The 16,741-nt window shown below is 64.0% G+C and carries 16 protein-coding genes, 2 tRNA genes and 1 pseudogene; 9 read left to right on the forward strand and 10 right to left on the reverse strand.

Translation table 11 applies throughout. From position 1 onward, the window contains the following. The first annotated feature begins 1 nt into the window (after position 1). Positions 2–715 carry a hypothetical protein gene (locus tag N7E70_RS13630; protein WP_263006671.1) on the forward strand — a complete coding sequence of 238 codons (714 nt, stop codon included), beginning with the start codon at positions 2–4 and terminating at the stop codon, positions 713–715. Positions 716–905: 190 nt separating this feature from the next. Continuing rightward, a pseudogene (locus tag N7E70_RS13635) lies at positions 906–1,247 on the forward strand (cupin domain-containing protein); the annotation flags it as partial. A 6-nt stretch (positions 1,248–1,253) separates the two neighbouring features. Here the strand turns inward: N7E70_RS13635 and N7E70_RS13640 are convergent. From N7E70_RS13640 to N7E70_RS13650, 3 genes are read right to left on the reverse strand one after another with little or no spacing between them, the layout of a single operon-like run. Then, positions 1,254–2,465, reverse strand: a complete 1,212-nt coding sequence (locus N7E70_RS13640; protein WP_067960623.1) for an ABC transporter permease — start codon at positions 2,463–2,465, stop codon at positions 1,254–1,256. A gap of 3 nt (positions 2,466–2,468) precedes the next feature. Then, positions 2,469–3,173 (reverse strand): ABC transporter ATP-binding protein, encoded by a 705-nt coding sequence (locus N7E70_RS13645; RefSeq protein ID WP_067966350.1) that lies wholly within the window; start codon positions 3,171–3,173, stop codon positions 2,469–2,471. A gap of 22 nt (positions 3,174–3,195) precedes the next feature. After that, positions 3,196–4,494 (reverse strand): efflux RND transporter periplasmic adaptor subunit, encoded by a 1,299-nt coding sequence (locus N7E70_RS13650; protein ID WP_263006672.1) that lies wholly within the window; start codon positions 4,492–4,494, stop codon positions 3,196–3,198. Positions 4,495–4,680: 186 nt separating this feature from the next. On the opposite strand from N7E70_RS13650, the gene N7E70_RS13655 reads away from it, so the two are divergent. The 3 genes from N7E70_RS13655 to N7E70_RS13665 all read left to right on the forward strand — a co-directional run bounded on the left by N7E70_RS13655 (position 4,681) and on the right by N7E70_RS13665 (position 6,059). Then, the gene (locus N7E70_RS13655) at positions 4,681–5,595 is read left to right on the forward strand and encodes a PhzF family phenazine biosynthesis protein (protein WP_067960631.1); all 915 of its coding nucleotides are present in this window, start codon (positions 4,681–4,683) and stop codon (positions 5,593–5,595) included. Between the two features lie 102 nt (positions 5,596–5,697). Beyond that, a tRNA-Lys gene (locus N7E70_RS13660) sits at positions 5,698–5,773 on the forward strand. A gap of 210 nt (positions 5,774–5,983) precedes the next feature. Then, positions 5,984–6,059 (forward strand) — tRNA-Lys (locus N7E70_RS13665). A 92-nt stretch (positions 6,060–6,151) separates the two neighbouring features. Here N7E70_RS13665 and N7E70_RS13670 read toward each other — a convergent pair. Then, entirely contained in the window at positions 6,152–6,637 is a 486-nt protein-coding gene (locus tag N7E70_RS13670; protein WP_263006673.1) for a hypothetical protein, read from the reverse strand. Between the two features lie 238 nt (positions 6,638–6,875). On the opposite strand from N7E70_RS13670, the gene N7E70_RS13675 reads away from it, so the two are divergent. The 4 genes from N7E70_RS13675 (at position 6,876) to N7E70_RS13690 (ending at position 10,971) form a co-directional block, all read left to right on the forward strand. Further along, complete coding sequence (locus N7E70_RS13675) at positions 6,876–8,930, forward strand: AI-2E family transporter (protein WP_442866458.1); 2,055 nt, start codon at positions 6,876–6,878, stop codon at positions 8,928–8,930. Between the two features lie 214 nt (positions 8,931–9,144). Further along, entirely contained in the window at positions 9,145–9,417 is a 273-nt protein-coding gene (locus tag N7E70_RS13680; protein ID WP_067960641.1) for a glycine zipper domain-containing protein, read from the forward strand. A 336-nt stretch (positions 9,418–9,753) separates the two neighbouring features. Then, positions 9,754–9,906, forward strand: coding sequence for a hypothetical protein (locus N7E70_RS13685; protein WP_157097064.1), 153 nt, complete (start codon positions 9,754–9,756; stop codon positions 9,904–9,906). Positions 9,907–10,035: 129 nt separating this feature from the next. After that, positions 10,036–10,971 (forward strand): LLM class flavin-dependent oxidoreductase, encoded by a 936-nt coding sequence (locus N7E70_RS13690; RefSeq protein WP_182573488.1) that lies wholly within the window; start codon positions 10,036–10,038, stop codon positions 10,969–10,971. Positions 10,972–10,980: 9 nt separating this feature from the next. On the opposite strand, the gene N7E70_RS13695 is transcribed toward N7E70_RS13690, so the two are convergent. The 6 genes from N7E70_RS13695 to cobT form a co-directional block, all read right to left on the reverse strand. Continuing rightward, a complete protein-coding gene (locus N7E70_RS13695; protein WP_067960647.1) occupies positions 10,981–11,430 on the reverse strand; it encodes an RrF2 family transcriptional regulator in 450 nt (149 codons plus the stop codon). Between the two features lie 183 nt (positions 11,431–11,613). Then, a complete protein-coding gene (locus tag N7E70_RS13700; RefSeq protein WP_067960650.1) occupies positions 11,614–12,636 on the reverse strand; it encodes a sulfate/molybdate ABC transporter ATP-binding protein in 1,023 nt (340 codons plus the stop codon). Further along, positions 12,633–13,541 (reverse strand): sulfate ABC transporter permease subunit CysW, encoded by a 909-nt coding sequence (gene cysW, locus N7E70_RS13705; protein WP_182573487.1) that lies wholly within the window; start codon positions 13,539–13,541, stop codon positions 12,633–12,635. Before cysW ends, N7E70_RS13700 begins: the two co-directional genes overlap by 4 nt. A 1-nt stretch (position 13,542) precedes the next feature. Next, the gene (gene cysT / locus N7E70_RS13710) at positions 13,543–14,364 is read right to left on the reverse strand and encodes a sulfate ABC transporter permease subunit CysT (protein WP_182573486.1); all 822 of its coding nucleotides are present in this window, start codon (positions 14,362–14,364) and stop codon (positions 13,543–13,545) included. A 181-nt stretch (positions 14,365–14,545) separates the two neighbouring features. After that, positions 14,546–15,532, reverse strand: a complete 987-nt coding sequence (gene cysP / locus N7E70_RS13715; protein WP_067960659.1) for a thiosulfate ABC transporter substrate-binding protein CysP — start codon at positions 15,530–15,532, stop codon at positions 14,546–14,548. A gap of 191 nt (positions 15,533–15,723) precedes the next feature. Then, the gene (gene cobT / locus N7E70_RS13720; protein ID WP_154383873.1) at positions 15,724–16,734 is read right to left on the reverse strand and encodes a nicotinate-nucleotide--dimethylbenzimidazole phosphoribosyltransferase; all 1,011 of its coding nucleotides are present in this window, start codon (positions 16,732–16,734) and stop codon (positions 15,724–15,726) included. Positions 16,735–16,741: the final 7 nt, after the last annotated feature.

Genomic DNA, 16,741 nt, shown 5'->3' on the forward strand with positions numbered 1-16,741 from the left:
CTTGGCATTCGACATTCCACGCAACCAGATCCTGCCGGTCGACGTCGTCGACGTGCGCCTCGATGCCGAGCCGCACCCGTTCGAGCGCGACAATGCCGATGCGATCTTGGCCAACTGGGCGGCTGAAAAGGCACTGACGCCGGCGATGTTCGACGGCACGGTGGTCCTCCTGTCGGAGCTTGCCTATGGCGACAACCGGCTCGTGGGTCGCTGCCACGCCGTCCGCTTCTCGACCTTCATGCTGTGGCGAAAGCTGAAACCGCTCACCAGTGCCGAACATTCCTTCGCGCACGCCATGCTGATCTCCAGCGACAATGCGCTGGTGGCGATCCGCATGGGCGCGCATACGGTCAATGCGGGAAAGATCTATTTCGCCGCCGGCTCGTTCGAGCCGGAAGACTTTTTTGATGGGCTCGTCGACCTCGACTACAACATGGCGCGCGAGGTTCGCGAGGAGACCGGGCTCGAGCTTGGCGAGGCCCGCGGCGAAGAACGCTGTTATGCGCTGTCTGGGGACACCGGCACGGCGATCGTGCGCTGCTACCATCTCACTGAGACCGCCGACGAGGTGGCCGCCCGCATCGAGCGCTTTGTGGCGGCCGATGCGGAGCCCGAGATCGAAGGGCCTGTCATCATCCGCGGCATGGACGATCTGCCCGACAATTTGATGCCGCATATGCCCGCGCTGGTGGAATGGCATTTTTCACGCGGCTGACGCCACCAGCCGTCGCCGACCTGCCGAAGCCCTTGCGGGCCGCATGCCGCTGGGTCACAAGTTGCCGCAGACCTTGTGCGGCATTTCGGGGGGATTCGATGGCCAGCTTTCCAGCACGTGCAAGTATTTTCGCCGGCGCCATTGCGCTGGCTCTGTTCCAGAGCGCCAGTGCCCATGCTCTCGACAACACGTCGTGACGCCGCTGGCGTCGACGACGGTGACCGCGAACGGACAGCCGATCGTGCTGCCGCAGAAGAACGTGCAGGTGCTGGTCTCCTCCTTCGAGATCCCGCCCGGGGCGTCGCTGCCGGTGCACATGCACCCGTCGGCGCGCTACGCCTATGTGCTCGAGGGCCAACTGCAGGTGACCAATGCCGAAACCGGCAAGAGCACCAGCTACAAGACGGGCAACTTCATCGTCGAGATGCTCGGCACGTGGCATCAGGGCGCCAATGTCGGTGCCGAGCCGGTCAAGCTGCTTGTCATCGACCAGGTCGAGGAAGGCACGGCAAACACGCTGCTGAAGAAGTAGCTTCGGCTATTCGTGCCTGAGCGCCTCGATCGGATCGAGGCGCGCGCCGCGCAGCGCGGGGAAGAAACCGAACACCATGCCGATCAGCGCCGAGAAGCCAACGGCAAGCAGCACGACCGCCAGACTCGGCGCAAACGGGATGGATAGCGCCAGCGAGGCGACGCCCGCCAGCGTCAGGCCGATGGCGATGCCTATCAGCCCGCCGAGCAGCGACAGCACGGTTGCCTCGACCAGGAACTGGATCAGGATGTGCTTTTCATGCGCGCCGATGGCGAGGCGAATGCCGATCTCGCGGGTGCGTTCGGTGACCGACACCAGCATGATGTTCATTATGCCGATGCCGCCGACGAGCAGGCTGACGCCGGCGACAGCGCCGAGCATGCCGGTCATCGTGGCGGTGGCGCTGGCCATCGCATCGGCGATCTGGGTCATGTCGCGGACGGAAAAATCGTCCTCGCGGTCGGCGGTGACGCGCCTGACGTCGCGCATGATGTCCTCGATCCGCGTCTGGACGACCGAGGTCGGTGTCACGTCATCGGCGGCGACATAGATGTTGTCGATGTCGCGGTTGCCGGCGATGCGGCGTTGGAACGCCTGAAGCGGCATCAGCACGACATTGTCCTGGTCCTGGCCGAAGCCGGAATAACCCTTCGGCTCGAGCCGGCCGATGACTTTGCAACTGACGCGGCCGACGCGGATGGCGGCGCCGTCGGGATCGCCGGCGCCAAAGAACTGCTGGCGCAAGGTTTCGCCGATCAGGCAGACATTGACGCCGCCGCGCACCTCGGACTCGCTGAAAGGCCTGCCCGAAGCGACCTTCCAGTCGCGGGCGTCGAGATAGGCGTTGTCGGTGCCGGTGATGGACGAGGTCAGGCTTTCGGTGCCGAAGACGACGCGCACCTGCTTCTGCGACGCCGGCGAGACGGCACGTACGCCTTCGAGATGGGCGGTGAGGGCTGCGACCTCCTTGTCGCCGAGCTGGCGGATGGTCTGCTGCGGGCCTGAGCCGGGGGCGGCGGGACGGCCGGCGCGGACGATCAGAAGGTTGCTGCCGAGCTGCGAGATGTCGGCCTTGACCTTCTCGGTGGTGCCGCTGCCGATTGTCAGCATGGCGATGACGGCGGCGACGCCGATGACGATGCCAAGCAGCGTCAGGAACGAGCGCAGCGCGTTGCGGCGGACAGAGCGGAGGGCGAGGCGGACGGTCTCCCAGATCATGACTTATGCTGCCTCCAGCTTTCTGGTGTCGGAGGCGACGTGGCCATCGCGGAAGGCGATGGTGCGTCCGGCATAGGCGGCGATATCGGCCTCGTGGGTGACCATGACGATGGTGAGCCCGGCCTCCTCGTTGAGGCGGGTCAGCAGCTCCATGATCTCGTGGCTGCGGGCAGTGTCGAGATTGCCCGTCGGCTCGTCGGCGACAAGAAGGGTGGGCCGAGTGACAATGGCGCGCGCGATCGCCACGCGCTGCTGCTGACCGCCGGAGAGTTCGGCCGGCGTGTGGTGCTCACGGCCCTCGAGGCCAACCTCGGCAAGGGCCTGCATGGCCAGCGCGCGGCGCTCATGCGCGGCTGCGCCGCGATAGATCAACGGTAGTTCGACGTTCTCCACAGCCGTGGTGCGCGGCAGCAGGTTGTAGCCCTGGAAGACGAAGCCGATGTAGAGATTGCGCAAGACGGCGCGGCGGTTGCGGTCGAGCCGGCCGGCGTCTGTGCCCATGAAGGCGTAGCGCCCTGAGGTGGGCGTATCGAGGCAGCCGATAATGTTCATCGCTGTCGACTTGCCGGAACCGGACGGGCCCATGATGGCGACGAACTCGCCTTGCGCGATGGCGATATCGATGCCGGCGAGGGCACGCACCTCGGCTTCGCCCTGGCCGTAGGTCTTCCAGACCTTGTCGAAGAGGATGAGCGGCGCGGTGGTCATCACAGGGGTTTCCACGACCAGCTCAATTGGCCCTTGCGGACGACGAGGCGGTGATGACCGCATCACCTACCGCAAGCCCGGAGACGATCTCGGTGCGATCGCCGTCGGTGGAGTTGGTCTTGACCCTGACCGCGACCGGCGCGCCGTTCTTGAGCACATAGAGCGTGCGCAGGCCATCTGTAGGCGTCGAGGCCGGACGGCTGCGGTCGGTCGGGCCGCGATTGGAACGGCCGAGGAACAGGTTCTGCAGGCTGAATCCACTGCTGCGGGCAACAGGTGCCGGGCGGTAACGGAAGGCGGTGGCTGGCACTGTCAGCACATCCTTGGCCTCCCGGGTGACGATCGACACCGTCGCCGTCATGCCCGGGCGCAGCAGCAGCTCGTCATTGGCGACTTCGAGCCAGGCGTTGTAGGTGACCACGCCGTCTGTGGTAACAGCGGCATAGGCTATGTCGCGGATCGTCGCCTTGAAGCTGCGGTCGGGAAAGGCATCGACGGTAAAGCGGGCGTTCTGACCCTTCGCCACCGAACCGATGTCGGCCTCGTCGACCGCCGCCTTGAGCTCCATCTGGGACAGGTCAGCGGCGATCACGAACAGCACCGGCGCCTGCATGGAGGACGCCACCGTCTGGCCCGGATTGACCGAGCGCGTCAGCACGACGCCGTCGATGGGGGCATAAATCGTGCTCCTGGCGAGGTCGGCCTGCTGCAGCTTGAGGTCAGCCTCCGAGATAGCCAGGTTGGCTTCGGCCATGTCGAGCGCGCTCTGCGCCCGATCGCGCTCGGCGGTGGCTGCTTCCAGCGCCTGGGTGGTGGCCATGCCGCGTTTTGCCAGTTCCTGCGCGCGGGTGAGCGCCTGGGCATTCTGCGACAAGGTGGTGCGCGTGTCTTCGACCTTGGCGGCGGCAGCCTTGGCGGACGCCTGGGCACGCTCGATCTGGGCGGAAAGCCGCGTCGTGTCGAGGGAGGCGAGCACGTCGCCTTTCTTGACCTGCTGGTTTTCGACCACCGCGACCGAGCGGACGACACCCGACAATTCGCTCGAAATGTCGACCTGGGTGAGCGGCTGCAGATTGCCCGTCGCCGACACCTCGATGGTCAGGTCGCCTGTCTCGGCGGCCTGGGTGGTGTAGACAAGCTTCTGGGAAGGCGTTGCGAACCAGGAATAGCCGGCATAGGCGCAAGCCGCAGCGACCAGCGCCACCAGCAGCCACAGCCAGCCACGGCGGCGGCGCGTGGCGCGGCCGTTGCCGTCGAGGCCGAGGGCTGCCTCTATCGATGGCGTGCTCGCCGATTGCGGGCGATTTGTCAGCTGGTCCAAGCCAGACCCTTTCGATGGTCCCAGAAAATCCGCCTAGAGCCTGCTCTAAGCTGGTTCGATCGAGCATGATCTTGTCTGAAACCGGGATGCCAGTTTGACGATCATGCTTTAAAATCACAGATCGGCTGAGTGGTCCCGAAATTCAAATTAAATTTCGCTCATGTTGCCGGCGCAGAAGGAGCAAACATGACGGGCGGACGCAAGTATTTTGTCTATGACGTCTTCACCGAAAACAGGCTTGCCGGCAACCCACTCGCTGTGGTCGTCGATGCCAAGGGGTTGAGCACGGCGCAGATGCAGGCCATCGCCAGGGAGTTCAACCTGTCGGAGACCTCATTCGTGTTGCCGCCCGAAAGCCCGAAGCACAAGGCACGGGTCCGCATATTCACGCCTGACTACGAGATGCCGTTTGCCGGTCACCCGACCGTCGGCACGGCGATCGCGCTGACCGAGATGGCGCAAGGTAATGATCTTGCCGGCATTTTTGTCCTCGAAGAGAATATCGGCCTGGTGCGCTGTGCCGTGAACAAGGTTGGCGACAGCCTGTTTGCCGAATTCGACCTGCCGAAACTGCCCGAGCCGATGCCGCTGGCCGCCAGCACCGATGCGGTTGCCGCAGCCCTTGGACTGGCGCCACACGAGATCGGCTTTGAAAACCATCGTGTATCGCTGTGGTCTGCGGGCGTTCCCTACATCACCGTGCCGGTGGCAGACACCAAGGTTGCGGCGAGAATTCGATTCGACAACGAGGCCTGGTTCACCTTTTCGCCGCGCAAGAACGACTCGGCGGTGGCCAGCGCCTATGTCTATTGTCGCGAGACTGTGGGGCACGAAAACGCATTCCACGCGAGGATGATCGTTCCCGGCAGCCCATCCTACGAAGATCCGGCGACAGGTTCGGCGGCTGCCGCCTTTGCTGGGGCGATCATGGAGTTCGACAGGCCGACCGATGGGGCGCAGCGATTCTGGATCGAACAGGGCATCGAGATGGGGCGACCGTCCAGGATCAGGCTGGAGCTCGAGATCTCGGGCGGCAAGCTGGCTTCCGCGCGCATCGGCGGACACGCGGTGAGGGTGGCCGAGGGCGTTCTGCTGGTTTGACCCAGCTATTTTTGCCGACTGAAAGAAAAAGCGGCCGGTGGGGTGGACAGGCGAAAATGCCTTGGCTATATGCCGGCCACGGTCGGTTCACCGGTCGCGAGTGGGTGCGTAGCTCAGTTGGTAGAGCAGCTGACTCTTAATCAGCGGGTCACAGGTTCGATCCCTGTCGCACCCACCACTTCTTTCCCTTAGCCGCCGAATACTAGAACGCCGCGCATATAATTGCGCGGGCGGATGGTCGATCTCCTTGTCCGGATGCAATGCCGCCAGGCTTTGCACAGGCAATCGCGTACCACTGCCGATTGCTGCATCTTTCTTGGCGAACATGGGTGGACAGCAACGGATGGTGTGGCTATATGCGGCCACGGTCGGTTCACCGGTCGCGAATGGGTGCGTAGCTCAGTTGGTAGAGCAGCTGACTCTTAATCAGCGGGTCACAGGTTCGATCCCTGTCGCACCCACCACTTCTTCTCCAAAGATTTCAAACCGCTGTGACTGTTGCTTCAATTGGGTTGAAGTCGCTTGGAGTTCTATTTCTGGTCGGCCCTGCGCTGCCTCAAATTCGGAACGACCAGAACAGGCAGGCAAGCGTTGCCACGCCGAAGAGGGCGAAGAAGAGGCTGCGCAGCAGGACGTTGCGGCGCAGTGCGTTCATTGCGAGATGGCAGCCGACAATGATGGCGACGAACAGGTAGCGCCAGTCGAGCAGGGCCCAAGGCGCACTGGCCTGGCCGAATACCCAGCGCGCCGCGAGGCAGCCGACGATGGTGGCGAACAGGGCGATGACGATCCAGTGGATGGTGTCGGCGGCATTGACCAGGACGATACTCGCCGCCTTGAGCGGCAGGATCATCATCAGCATCGCGGCAAGGAAGTAGATCGCCGCCAGCGGAATGAAGCTATCGGCGCTGGCGATGCCGTCGAGGCGCTGCACGCCGATGACGCCGAAGGGATAGCCGTGCCGCGCAACGGCGAGGCTGAGTGCCGTCAGTGCGGCCGCCAGCACGGCAACGAGGGCAAATGAAGCTGCGGCCTTGTTCATGGCGGACCTGTCGGTAGCGAATCGGACTGCATCTTGCCTAGCGTGCCGGATTCAGCATTGCCAATGCGCAAATGTCCGTCGGGCGCGGGGCAGCCAGTTGGCAAGCACGTTTCGCTCCGACCTGAGCATTTGCCCCGGCGATCCGAGCTCCGCCCCTCGCAGGCACTTGCGCCCTTGGCATGAACGTTCCGCTGATGGCCGGCGCTTCTTCTGGCGGCAGACTTGCGGGCCATTGCAAATGCGGCCCATCTGCCGCGACTATGCGGCACGACATGACAGCGTGCTCGTGACGTCTCCTGTCACGAATGGTTGCTTGTCATCAGCGCGAAGCGGTTTCAGGGCCAGGAGGTTGCAGGTGGTGGAGGCAATTCCGAAAACTCGAGGCCTCGGTTCTGGACAGCCACCGTTGCTTCAGCCGCAGTCCAGGACGGCGCTGCCGCCGTTCGCGGCCACAGCAGCTGTCGTTGCGATCCTGTATTTTGCCCGCGATGTGTTCCTGCCGCTTGCGATCGCGGTGCTGTTGACCTTCGCGCTTGCGCCGATCGCCAGCTGGCTCAGGCGGTTCGGTGTTCCCAGGCTGGTTTCGGTGATTGCCTGCGTGCTGGCCGCCTTCGGCGTGGTCGCGGTGTTCAGCTTCGTGGTGGTTTCGCAGATCGGCGAGGTCGCGCAGAACGTACCGACCTATCAGTCGAACATCCTCAACAAGGTGCGCGCGCTCAAGGAAAGCGGCAGCGGAGAGGGGATCATCGACAGGCTGAGCGGGGTCATCGAGCGCGTTGGCCAGGAGATCGATAAGCCGGAAGACAATCTCGCGCCCGCGGCCCATCCATCCCGGCCGGACCCGCTGCTGGTCGAGATCTTCACACCGCAAAAGCCGATCGAAACGCTGATGAACCTGATCACGCCGCTGATCGGACCGCTGGCGACGGCTGGCCTCGTCATCGTCGTCGTCATCTTCATGCTGCTGGAGCGCGAGGATTTGCGCGACCGGTTCATTCGCCTCGTCGGTTATGGCGACCTGCACCGGACGACCGAAGCGCTGCAGGATGCCGGGCGAAGGGTCGGTCAGTACCTTTTGATGCAGCTGGTGGTGAATGTCGCCTATGGCGTTCCGATTGGCATGGGCCTCTGGCTGCTCGGCATTCCGAATGCGATCCTGTGGGGCCTGCTCGCCATCGTGCTGCGCTTCGTGCCCTATATCGGGCCGGCGATCGCAATGATCCTGCCGCTGTTCCTGGCGATTGCGGTTGCCCCCGGTTGGTCGCTCGTGCTGTGGGCCGCGGCACTGTTCATCGCCATGGAACTGGTCATCAACAATGTGCTCGAGCCCTGGCTGTATGGCTCGAGAACCGGCCTTTCGCCGCTCGCCATCATCGTCGCCGCGATCTTCTGGACCTGGTTGTGGGGACCGGTCGGACTGGTCCTGTCGACGCCGCTGACCGTCTGCCTGGTGGTGCTCGGAAAACACGTGCCACAGTTCGAGTTCCTTGAAGTTCTGTTCGGCAACGAACCGGTGCTCGACCCCAAGGAGCGGCTATACCAGCGCCTTCTGGCAGGAGATCCTGATGAGGCGACCGATCACGCGGAAGAGATGCTCGAGACCGAATATCTCGTCGACTTCTACGGCAATGTCGCCATTCCGGCCCTGCTGCTTGGCGAATTCGACCGGGCGCGCGGTGCCCTGACCGACGAGCAGCGGACGCGCGTCGCCGCCAGTGCCGTGGTGCTGGTGGCCAACTTGAACGAAATCGCCGGCGAAGAAGCGGATGAAGAGGACGACGCGCCCGAGGATGTGACGCAGGACGATGGCGAGCCGGCCGACGAACTGCCCGACGGTGCGGGGAAGGCGGTGCTGTGCATTGGCGGGCGCGGCGAGCTCGACAACGCGGCCGCGGCCATGCTGGCGCAGGTGCTGACGGTGCAGGGCGCGACTGTTGCCACGGTGAATCATGCCGATGTCGAACCGTCCAGCATCAAAAGCCTGCCGCTCGAAGGCGTGCATACAGCCGTGATCGGCTTCCTGAATGCCGATTCGCTTCACCATGGCCGCTTTCTGGTGCGGCGTCTGAAACGTGCCAAGCCATCGCTCAGGGTAGGGGTGGTGCTGTGGACCGACGGTGCTGCCGGGGATGCCGACAAGCTTGCCGGCGACCTCAACGCCGACTTTGCGGCGTTCAACATGGCCGGCGCCACCATCGGCGCCCTGACTGACGCGCCCGCGGTACCGCTCAAGGCCGCCAAACGGAAGGTCCGGCGTCCGTCACAGGCGGGGCGGAAGAGCAAGGCGGCATAGGTCAGCGTAATTCGACGGGCTGGAAGCGGCTCGTTTCGAAGCCGGTTCATCGCGGCAGTTGCGGATCGGAGCTGCCCGAATGCTGCCCGATTGCCTTGGCATGCCTTGGGTTGAAGGGACTTAGTGGTCCACGCGCTGGAGAGGCGCGATGGATCGTTTTTCGCCGCCGCGCATTGTAGGCGAGGTGGGGACACATTTTCGGGAGTTATTGGTGATGATGAAACTCGTATTGAGTCTTGCACTTCTGGTGCCGCTGGCAGCCTGCTCGCAGACCGAACAGGGTGCAGCCATTGGCGGTCTTGGCGGCGCGGCGATCGGCAGTGCCGTTGCCGCACCCGGAAACCGGGCTGAAGGCGCGCTCGTCGGTGGCGCCGTCGGTGCCGTTGCCGGCGCCCTGATCGGCCGGGCCAACGAGCCGAACCGCTGCCGCTATCGCGACCGCTATGGTCGCACCTATCTGGCAGAATGCCCGCGCGGCTATTACTGAGCCGGCTAGCCGTATTTCGTCCGGTCCCGAAGGCGCCAACAGTGCCTTCGGGACATTTTTTCTTGCCTCCCTCCTGTCGTCGAATTCGGCCCAAAACTGTAATCTTTTGGCGACTGGATTTCGGCTATCCATCTGTTATGTAATGATGTTTTTGAGTTCATGCGTCCTGCCGCAGCGGCGCTTCAGCGCTCAACCGGTAGTCGGCAGATCATTCTCGCAAGAGAAAAATTGCTCCCGCCCAGCTGTGGCAGGGCAAAGCCGTTCCACAATCTCGCCAAAATTAGCAATCGACAAAGTCTATTAATTTTATAGACTAACGGCATGATGGAGATTGCGATGGCACAGACCCAGTATCTCTCGAACAGCCGCGTCGGCGAGACGGCAGCTGCGGCCGGCAGGCCTGCCAGCATTGCGCAGATCGCGTCGTATCTGTTCTTCACGGTGTCGTTCGGCTTTACCGCGGCCGTCGTCGTCGGTCTGGTCCACTAGGGCCACCCCGTGCCCGGAGGCGGGCGCGCCATATCATCTCAACCCAACTGAAGAAGGTTTTCCAGAGTAGCGCGTGAACCGGCGCGGGCGGCGCCAATAACTGTTCCTGACAAGATGAAGGAGTTTGCGATGCAGATCGACTTCACCCATTGCCCGGGCGGCGTTGCCGACAAGGACGAACTTCACTCTTCCTTCTTTTCAGACACGGCGGTTGCCGTGCAGAGGCTGCGCCAGCTCGAAAGGGCGGGCTTCGACTGCGTTCTCATCGACGACATGGGCGGCCTGCTTGCCAATATGGACCTGGCGTCGCTTGCGCTACGCAGCACGCAGTCGATCGGTGTGCTCGTCTCGCATTGGCCTGGAATCGTGGCGCCGGTGGTGGCTGCCCGGCAGTTTGCGGCCTTCGACCAGATCGGCTCTGGCCGGCTGGCATTGCGGGTGCCGCCAAGCCGCGACCTGCGCGAGATCAATGACGACAGCGGTCTCGTCGCCACGCTGGGGCGCACCGACGAATATCTGATGCTGCTCAAGCGGCTGTGGAGCAATGCGCAGCCCTTCGACCATGAGGGCCTGTTCTACCGCATCCATGGCGGTTTCGTGCCGATGAAGGCAGCCGAAGGCGCAATGATCCGGCTGCAACTCGGCGGATTGTCTGGCACGGCGCTCAAGATCGCGGGCCGGCACGCCGACAGGTTCGAGCTGCCGGTGGGTGGCTTCGACGACACGTTGCGGCTGATCGAACGCGTGAGGGTTGCTGCCGAACCGTTCGGTCGGGCCCAGCGCATCCGCTTCTCCTTGCCGGTGCATGTCGGGCATGTGCAAGCTGGCGAGGGCGGGCAGCAGGATTGGCAGCTGACGGGTGAGCCGGAGCACGTCGTTTCTGTGCTGGCTGGCTTTGTCGAACTCGGAGTGAGCGATTTCATCGTCCACGGGCTCGACGATGCCGATGCGGTTGAGGCCTTCGGGCGTCAGGTCATACCGGCATTGCGCAAGGCATTTCGCCGCCATGATCCCGCGCCGACCCATTTGCGCAAGCGGCCGGTGATGCTGCGCCGCATTGTCTGACCGGCACGGTCAGGCGTGGTTCAGGGCGTCGCTCAGAATGTCGTCATTGGCAGCGTCGCGCACCTGCGCGAGGCTGCGATTGTCGAGCACGCCGGCAATCGCCTGGCGAACTTCGAGCATCATGTGCCTGATCTGGCAGGTCGCCTCGTCGCAGTCGTCGCAGGGCTGGTACTGGGTCCGGCTGGCGCAAGGGATCGGTGCCAGCGGGCCGTCGAGCACGCGCACGACATGGCCGATCTTGATCTCGGCGGCAGGCTTGGCGAGGCGGTAGCCGCCGTCCTTGCCCTTGCGGCTCTGGACGAAACCGGCATTGCGGAGTTCGCCTAGGATCGCGTCGAGGAATTTTTTCGGAATCTTGTTGGTGGTCGCGATGTCGCCGACGAAAGCGAGCTGGCCGGCAGGCAGTTGGGATAGGTGAACGAGGGCCTTGAGGCCGTATTTGCCTTTTTTAGTCAGCATGGTGAACGCGTGTCATCGGCTTCCTGCTGCCAGTCGCAGCGTGAGGTTGCTTGCCGAGGATAACGATTCGTCCCCATCGCATTCCGGCCTTCACCAGAGATAAATTCCACAGACTTGATATACAAGCCGAAACGCGTTGATTTTCCGTAAGTTTTGCGGGTTTTGACCCTATTCGCGGCAGAATCAGCCTGCCGCATAGACCCTGGCGCGTTCGATGGTGATGATGCCCTGCTCGCGGGCACTGACCTGGGTTTCAGGCGCGACGTCGAGTTCGACGGCTTCGCCCGTTGCCGTCAGCGCCAGAATGCGCCGTCCGGCAGGCCGGTCGATGACGCGGGCGACGGTTGCGGGGATGCCGGCGCCGCTGCTGCTCCAGCCGAGATCGCTCGGGCGCAGGAAGATTTCGACCGGGCCGTCAGCAAAGCCGGGGGCGGGGATCTGTGCCTCGCCAAGGCGGGCTATGCCGCCGGCCACGGCTGCAGAAATGCGGTTGGTGTCGCCGAGGAAATTCATGACGAAGGCGGATGCGGGGTTGCGGCAGACCTCTTCGGGCGTGCCCTGCTGGACGATCTGGCCCTTGTCGAGGATGACGACGCGGTCGGCGAGGTCGAGCGCTTCCTCCTGGTCGTGGGTGACGAACAAAGTGGTGATGCCGAGCTCCTGATGGATCTCGCGCAGCCAGCGGCGCAGGTCGCGGCGGACATTGGCGTCAAGCGCACCGAAAGGCTCGTCGAGCAAGAGTACCTTGGGATCGACGGCGAGCGCTCGCGCAAGGGCGACGCGCTGGCGCTGTCCGCCTGAAATCTGGCCGGGGAAACGTTCGGCCAGGCCTTCGAGCTGGACGAGGCGCAGCAGGTCGGCGACGCGAGCATCGATGGCAGTCTTGTCGCGGCGCTGCTTCGAGACCTTCATGCCGAAGGCGATATTCTCGGCGACCGTCATATGCGGGAACAGCGCATAGTGCTGGAAGACGAAACCGACGCCACGGTCGCGCACCGGAATGTCGGTGGCATCCTCGGCGCCGAAATAGATGTGGCCGGCGTCGGCATATTCGAGGCCGGCGACCATGCGCAGGATGGTGGTCTTGCCCGAGCCGGAAGGTCCGAGCAGGGCCACCAGTTCGCCGCTCTCGATTTCAAGCGAGACGCCATGGACGGCGCGGAAGGTCTCGAAGGTCTTCACGACGTTGTCGAGGCGGATTTTCATGACGGAACCTCAGCGGAAGCGGTCTTGGGTGCGGCTACGGGGGCTGCAAGCGCGGGGCGACGACGGGCGCGGCCGGCGCCTTGGCGCTCGAGCAGCACCTTGGCAACGAGGGTAACGACGGCGAGCAGGGCCAGGATCGAGGCCGCGGCGAAGGCGCCCGCGGTCTGGTAGTCGTGGTAGAGCAGTTCGATATGCAGCGGCAGCGTGTTGGTCTGGCCGCGGATATTGCCTGACACCACCGACACGGCGCCGAACTCACCCATGACGCGCGCATTGCACAGCACCACGCCATAGAGCAGCGCCCAGCGGATGTTGGGCAGGGTGACCGAGAAGAAGGTACGCCAGCCCGACGCGCCGAGCGATGTCGCGGCTTCTTCCAGATCGCGCCCTTGCGCCTGCATCAGCGGGATCAGCTCACGGGCGACGAAGGGAGCGGTGACGAACATCGAGGCGAGCACGATACCGGGCAGGGCGAACAGGATCTTGATGTCAGCCTGCTCCAGCGCCGGGCCGAACAGGCCCTGCAGGCCGTAGACGAAGAGATAGGCGACGCCCGCGACGATGGGCGAGATGGAGAACGGGATTTCGATCACCACCAGCAGGAAGCGGCGTCCCCGGAAATCGAACTTAGTAATTGCCCAGGCGGCGGCAACGCCGAAGGCGGTGTTGATGGGCACGGCGATGAGCGCGGTGACCACAGTCAGGCCGATGGCGTGCAGCGTGTCGGGATGGGCGATCGCGGCGGCATAGACCGCGATACCTTGCGAGAAGGCCTGGTAGCCGATGACGACCAGCGGCGCGACGATGACGATGGCGACCAGCGTCAGCACGATGCCGATGAGCGCGCGGCGGAAGGCCGGCGCGTCGCCGACGCGGGACGGGCGGCCCTTGACGGAATTGCTCATCTCAGCCCCTCGCCGTGTAGCGCAGGGCACGTGCCTGCAGGATGTTGGTGATGGCGAGCATCAGGAAGGCTGTGATGAGCAGCACCGAGGCGATCGCCGCAGCGGCCTGGTAGTCGTATTCCTCGAGCCGGATGAACGCGAGCAACGCCGTGATCTCGGTCGACATCGGCTGGTTGCCGGCGATAAAGATGATGGCGCCGAACTCGCCCAAGCTGCGGGCAAAGGACAAGGACAGGCCGGCCAGCAGCGCGGGCGCCAGCAGCGGCAGGATCACGCGCAGGAAGATCGACCGGTCGCTGCCGCCGAGCGTCTGGGCCGCTTCCTCAAGTGCGGGGTCGAGGTCTTCCAGTACCGGCTGCACGGTGCGCACGATGAAGGGCAGGCTGGTGAAGGCCATGGCGACCATGATGCCGAGCGGGGTGTAGGCAACCTTGATGCCGGCCTGGGCAAGCGCCTGTCCAAACCAGCCGTTTTCGGCGAACAATGTCGTCAAGGCGATGCCGGCGACCGCCGTCGGCAGTGCAAAGGGCAGGTCGACGAGCGCGTCGATGAAGCGGCGGCCGGGAAAACGGTAGCGCACCAGCACCCACGCCAGCGCCATGCCGAAGACGAGGTTGAAGACGGTGGCTGCGAGCGCCGAAAGGGCCGTGACCCGGTAGCTGGCGACCGCGCGCGGCGACGAGACGATGCGCCAGTAGTCCTCGAAGCCGAGGCTGGCCGCCTTGAACACCAGCGCGCCGAGCGGCAGCACGACGATGATCGAGACGTAGACGAGGGTTATCCCCAGTGCCAGGGGAAACCCCGGCAGAATGCGGCGCGCCACTGAAATGCCTTCCCGGATACAACAATGCGGAAAGCCGGCATGGCCGGCTGTCCAATTCTCCACGATAACGACGACGGTGCCGCGCGTCCTTGTTGGACGCGCAAAGGACCCCGTAGCAGTCTGAGTTGTGCATGATCCTCTTCCGAAAATCGATATTGATTTCCGGGGTCATGCACTGAGGTCAACGCTCGCCGTAAATCTCTTCAAGCAGGCCGCCGGAACCGAAATGTTCCTTCTGGACCTTGTCCCAGCCGCCAAAGACATCTTCCACAGTGACCAGGCGAACATCGGGGAACTGCTCCTTGAATTCGGTGGCGACCGAAGGCTCGTGGACACGGTTGCCGTGTTGGGCGGCAATGCGCTGGCCTTCCGGCGTGTAGAGGAAATCGAGATAGGACTTTGCCAGATCGCGCGAGCCGCGCTTGTCGACGACCTTGTCGACGATGGCGACGGGGAATTCGGCGAGCAGGCTGACCGAGGGGATGACGCTCTCGACCTTGTCGGAACCATATTCCTTGGCGATCGAGCGGGTCTCGGCCTCGAAGGTGATCAGCACGTCGCCGATGTTGCGCTCGACGAAGGTGGTGGTGGCGGCGCGGCCGCCGGTGTCGAACACCGGCACGTTGTCGAACAGCTTGGTCACGAACTCCTTGACCTTGGCCTCGTCACCCTTGAATGCTTCCTTGGCGTAGGCGGTTGCCGCCAGATAGGTATAGCGCGCATTGCCCGAGGTCTTCGGATTGGGGAAGACGACCTTCACGTCGTCGCGGACCAGGTCGGACCAGTCCTTGATGCCCTTGGGGTTGCCGGCGCGGACGAGGAAGGACGGCAGCGAATAGAAGGGCGAGGCCTGGTTGGCGAAATCCTTTTTCCAGTCGTCTGATACAAAGCCGTTCTTGACCAGGAACTCGATATCGGTGACCTGGTTGAAGGTGACGACGTCGGCTTCAAGTCCTTCGACGATGGCGCGTGCCTGCTTGGAGGTGCCGGCATGCGACTGGTCGAGCGTGACACCCGGATTCTTGGCGATGAAGGCGGCATTCTCGGCAGCGAACAGTTCGCGGGCGACGTCGTAAGACGCGTTGAGCAGCTTGTCGGCGGCAGACGCCTGCAGTGGGCCGGCGAGCATGGCGGCAAGTGCTACGCCGACAAGAAGGAAACGTTTCATGGGGGCATTCTCCTGAGACAAGCGGCAAATGGCTAAACTTTGCCGCAACATAGCTGCGGGCCTGTTTCAGGTAGAGGCAGAGGTGGATTGCCTCTGCGCTTGTATGAAGAATTTTCTTCTATCCTTTTGTCAAACGAAGAAATCGATTTCTAGGCTTGAGATGTGCGACCGGCTTCCTGCGGAATGCCTAACTATTTTTCGGTGACACCGGCCTCGGCGAAGCTTGCCATTCTGGCGTGGCATTCCAGCGCCGAACGGACGAGATTGACGGCCACGCAGGCGCCCGAACCTTCGCCGAGCCGCATCCCCATGTCGAGCAGCGGCGCGAGCTTCAGGGTTTCGAGCAGCTGGCGATGGCCTGCCTCGGCGGAGACATGGGCCGACAGCGTGTGGGCAAGGCCTTCTGGGTGGAGTTTTGCCAAGGGGGCAGCTGCTGCCGTGACGACGAAGCCGTCGAGCAGGACGGGCACGTTGTGGTGGCGCGCGGCCAGCGTGGCGCCGAGGATGGCGGCGAGTTCGCGGCCGCCGAGATTGGCGGCGACAGCCAGCGGATCGGCGAGCGTGGCGGCATGACGGGCGAGGCCGGCATCGATGGCGGCGAACTTGCGGGCCAGGCCACTATCGTCGACGCCCGTGCCGCGGCCGGCCCACTGGCGGCCGGTGCCGCCGAACAGGCCTGCGGCGATGGCCGCGGCGGGTGTGGTGTTGCCGATGCCCATTTCGCCGAAGCAGACGAGATCGAGATCAGGCGTCACCGCGTCATAGCCGGTCGAGACGGCGGCGAGGAAATCGGCTTCGTCCATGGCCGCCGTCTGGGTGAAGTCACCCGTGGGGCGATCGAGCTCGAGCGGGATGACCGCGAGTTCGGCGCCGGCAAGGCGGGCGAGTTGGTTGATGGCAGCGCCGCCGCCGGCGAAGTTGGCGACCATCTGTACCGTCACCTCCGACGGATAGGCCGACACGCCCTGGGCGGTGACGCCATGGTTGCCGGCGAAGACGATGACCTTGACCTCGTCGAGCCTCGGCATCTCGCGGCCCTGCCAGCGGCCGAGCCAGGCGGCGATCTGTTCGAGCTTGCCGAGGCTGCCGCGCGGCTTGGTCAGCGTGTCCTGGCGGCGGGCGACGGCATCCGCTGCGGCGTCGCTGCCGGCCGGCAGGTCGAGGCAAGCTTGGCGCAATTCATTGAGCGATTTGAAGGCCATGGCAGTG

Origin of the sequence: Aminobacter sp. NyZ550, assembly GCF_025628925.2 — a bacterium.
Taxonomy (GTDB): Bacteria; Pseudomonadota; Alphaproteobacteria; order Rhizobiales; family Rhizobiaceae; genus Aminobacter; species Aminobacter ciceronei.

Coding starts and splice junctions, on each gene's coding strand:
- N7E70_RS13640 (WP_067960623.1), bottom strand. CDS start 2,465: ATGATCTGGGAGACCGTCCGCCTCGCCCTCCGCTCTGTCCGCCGCAAC.
- N7E70_RS13645 (WP_067966350.1), bottom strand. CDS start 3,173: ATGACCACCGCGCCGCTCATCCTCTTCGACAAGGTCTGGAAGACCTAC.
- N7E70_RS13655 (WP_067960631.1), top strand. CDS start 4,681: ATGACGGGCGGACGCAAGTATTTTGTCTATGACGTCTTCACCGAAAAC.
- N7E70_RS13670 (WP_263006673.1), bottom strand. CDS start 6,637: ATGAACAAGGCCGCAGCTTCATTTGCCCTCGTTGCCGTGCTGGCGGCC.
- N7E70_RS13675 (WP_442866458.1), top strand. CDS start 6,876: ATGCGGCCCATCTGCCGCGACTATGCGGCACGACATGACAGCGTGCTC.
- N7E70_RS13680 (WP_067960641.1), top strand. CDS start 9,145: ATGATGAAACTCGTATTGAGTCTTGCACTTCTGGTGCCGCTGGCAGCC.
- N7E70_RS13685 (WP_157097064.1), top strand. CDS start 9,754: ATGGCACAGACCCAGTATCTCTCGAACAGCCGCGTCGGCGAGACGGCA.
- N7E70_RS13690 (WP_182573488.1), top strand. CDS start 10,036: ATGCAGATCGACTTCACCCATTGCCCGGGCGGCGTTGCCGACAAGGAC.
- N7E70_RS13695 (WP_067960647.1), bottom strand. CDS start 11,430: ATGCTGACTAAAAAAGGCAAATACGGCCTCAAGGCCCTCGTTCACCTA.
- N7E70_RS13700 (WP_067960650.1), bottom strand. CDS start 12,636: ATGAAAATCCGCCTCGACAACGTCGTGAAGACCTTCGAGACCTTCCGC.
- cysW (WP_182573487.1), bottom strand. CDS start 13,541: ATGAGCAATTCCGTCAAGGGCCGCCCGTCCCGCGTCGGCGACGCGCCG.
- cysP (WP_067960659.1), bottom strand. CDS start 15,532: ATGAAACGTTTCCTTCTTGTCGGCGTAGCACTTGCCGCCATGCTCGCC.
- cobT (WP_154383873.1), bottom strand. CDS start 16,734: ATGGCCTTCAAATCGCTCAATGAATTGCGCCAAGCTTGCCTCGACCTG.